The organism is Variovorax sp. 20P10.2.4, from assembly GCF_058244205.1.
This window is the reverse complement of record NZ_JBZAYE010000950.1, coordinates 1-2,049: the sequence shown is the minus strand read 5'-3', so window position 1 is coordinate 2,049 and position 2,049 is coordinate 1. Positions and strand designations below refer to the sequence as shown.

Below are 2,049 nucleotides of genomic sequence, written 5' to 3'. Positions count from 1 at the left end.
CGACGTGAGCGACGCGCCGGCCGTGCGCACCGCGGTGGACCGCGCCGCGCATTGGCTGGGCGGCGTCGACGCGCTGGTCAACTCGGCCGGCATCGATGCGCTCAAATCGCTCGAAGCCACCAGCGACGAGGAATGGGCACGCGTGCTGGCCGTCAACCTCACGGGGCCGATGCTGGTGTGCCGCGCCGCGCTGCCGCACCTGCGCGCGGCCGGTGGCGGCAGCATCGTCAACATCGCCTCGGGCGCCGGCCTGCGGCCGCTGCCCAACCGCACCGCCTATTGCGCGAGCAAGGCCGCGGTCATCATGTTCGGCAAGTCGCTCGCGATCGAGACCGCGGCCGACGGCATCCGCGTCAACGCGGTCTGCCCGGGCGCGATCGACACGCCGCTGTTCCGCACCAGCTACGAGAACGCCGACGATCCCGAGCGCGCGCTGGCCGAGATCCGCGAGCGCTACGCACTGGGCCGCATCGCCGCGCCCGAGGAGGTGGCCGAGGCCGTGCTCTACCTCAGCGGCCCCGGCGCCAGCTACATCACCGGCACCGCGCTCGCTGTCGACGGCGGCCGCACCTTCCACTGAAAGGCCCGCGATGACATTCGACCGGCGCGTGGCGGTGGTCACCGGGGGCGGGCAGGGCATCGGCGCCGCCGCGGTGATGGAGTTCCTGGGACGGGGCGCGCGCGTCGCGGTGCTCGACCTCGACTGCGCGCCGCTCGACGCGCAACTGGCCGGTGACGGCGTCGCGCCCGGCCTGGCCTCGCGCTGCCTGCGCGTGAGCGGCGACTGCACCGACGCGGCGGTGGTCTCGGCCTTCTTCGACGGCGTGGAATCGGCCTTCGGCCCGGTCGACATCCTCTTCAACAACGTCGGCCAGAGCGCGCGCGAACGCGGCGCGCCCTTCGTCGAATCGCGGGAGGAGGTCTGGCGCTTCGTGCTCGAGGTCTCGCTGCTCACGGCCATGCGCGCCTCGCGCCGAGTGGCGCCCGGCATGAAGGCGCGCGGCTTCGGCCGCATCGTCAACATGAGCACCGACGCGGCCTTCGTCGGCGACGTGGGCCTCGCCGACTACGCCGCCGCCAAGATGGGCGTGGTGGGCTTCACGCGCTCGCTGGCGCGCGAACTCGCGCCGCACGGCGTCACGGTCAATGCCGTGTGCCCCGGCGCGATCCGCACCCGCGCGCACGACCAGCTCAACCCCGAGGTGCTCGCGCGCATCGTGGCCGACACGCCCGCGGGCTTCATCGGCACGCCACGCGACGTGGCCACGGCCGTGGCCTTCCTGGCGGGCGACGACGCCCGCTTCATCACGGGCCAGACGCTGCTGATCGACGGCGGCCGCTGGATGCTCTGACTTCCGACTTCGAGGAACGACCATGGATCTGATGGACCACGGCGCCGTGGCGCTGGCCTCGCTGGTGCGGCGCAAGGAAGCCTCGCCGGTGGAGATCGTGCAGGCCGCGCTCGCGCGCATCGAGGCGCGCCGCGAGATCAACGCCTTCATCACCGTGACCGCCGACCAGGCACTGGCCGCCGCGCGCCGCGCCGAGGCCGCCGTGATGGCCGGCGAGCCGCTGGGCCCGCTGCATGGCATTCCCTATTCGGTCAAGGACCTGACACTGACGGCGGGCGTGCGCACCACCATGGGCTCGGCGATCCACGAGGACTTCGTGCCCAAGGACGACGCGGTGGCCGTGGCGCGCGCCAAGGCCGCGGGCGCGATCCTGATCGGCAAGACCCTCACGCCCGAGTTCGGCCACAAGCAGGTGCCGACGGCGCCGCTGTTCGGCCGCACGCTCAACCCCATCAACCCGGCCTACACGCCCGGCGCGTCGAGCAGCGGTGCCGCGGCCGCGGTGGCCGCCGGCATGGGTCCGCTGGCGCTGGGCACCGACGGCGGCGGCTCGATCCGCATTCCCGCGGCCTGCTGCGGCATCGTCGGCCTCAAGGCCACGCTCGGCGTGGTGCCGCACCTGCAGGCGCCCGACCTCTATTCGGCCAACTCCTTCACCGGCCCGATGGCGCGCGACGTGGCCGACACCCGGCTGCTG

General features: G+C 73.5%; 3 protein-coding genes. All 3 read left to right on the top strand.

Features of this window, described 5'->3' with window-relative positions; translation table 11 throughout:
* Positions 1-580, top strand: a 580-nt coding sequence (locus AC27VN_RS39805; RefSeq protein WP_490880261.1) for an SDR family NAD(P)-dependent oxidoreductase, incomplete at its 5' end; no start/stop codon positions are given.
* A 10-nt stretch (positions 581-590) separates the two neighbouring features.
* Positions 591-1,352 carry an SDR family NAD(P)-dependent oxidoreductase gene (locus AC27VN_RS39800; RefSeq protein WP_398493322.1) on the top strand — a complete coding sequence of 254 codons (762 nt, stop codon included), beginning with the start codon at positions 591-593 and terminating at the stop codon, positions 1,350-1,352.
* A gap of 22 nt (positions 1,353-1,374) precedes the next feature.
* A partial coding sequence (locus AC27VN_RS39795; protein ID WP_490880260.1) for an amidase occupies positions 1,375-2,049 on the top strand: 675 nt, incomplete at its 3' end.

Coding starts and splice junctions, on each gene's coding strand:
- AC27VN_RS39800 (WP_398493322.1), top strand. CDS start 591: ATGACATTCGACCGGCGCGTGGCGGTGGTCACCGGGGGCGGGCAGGGC.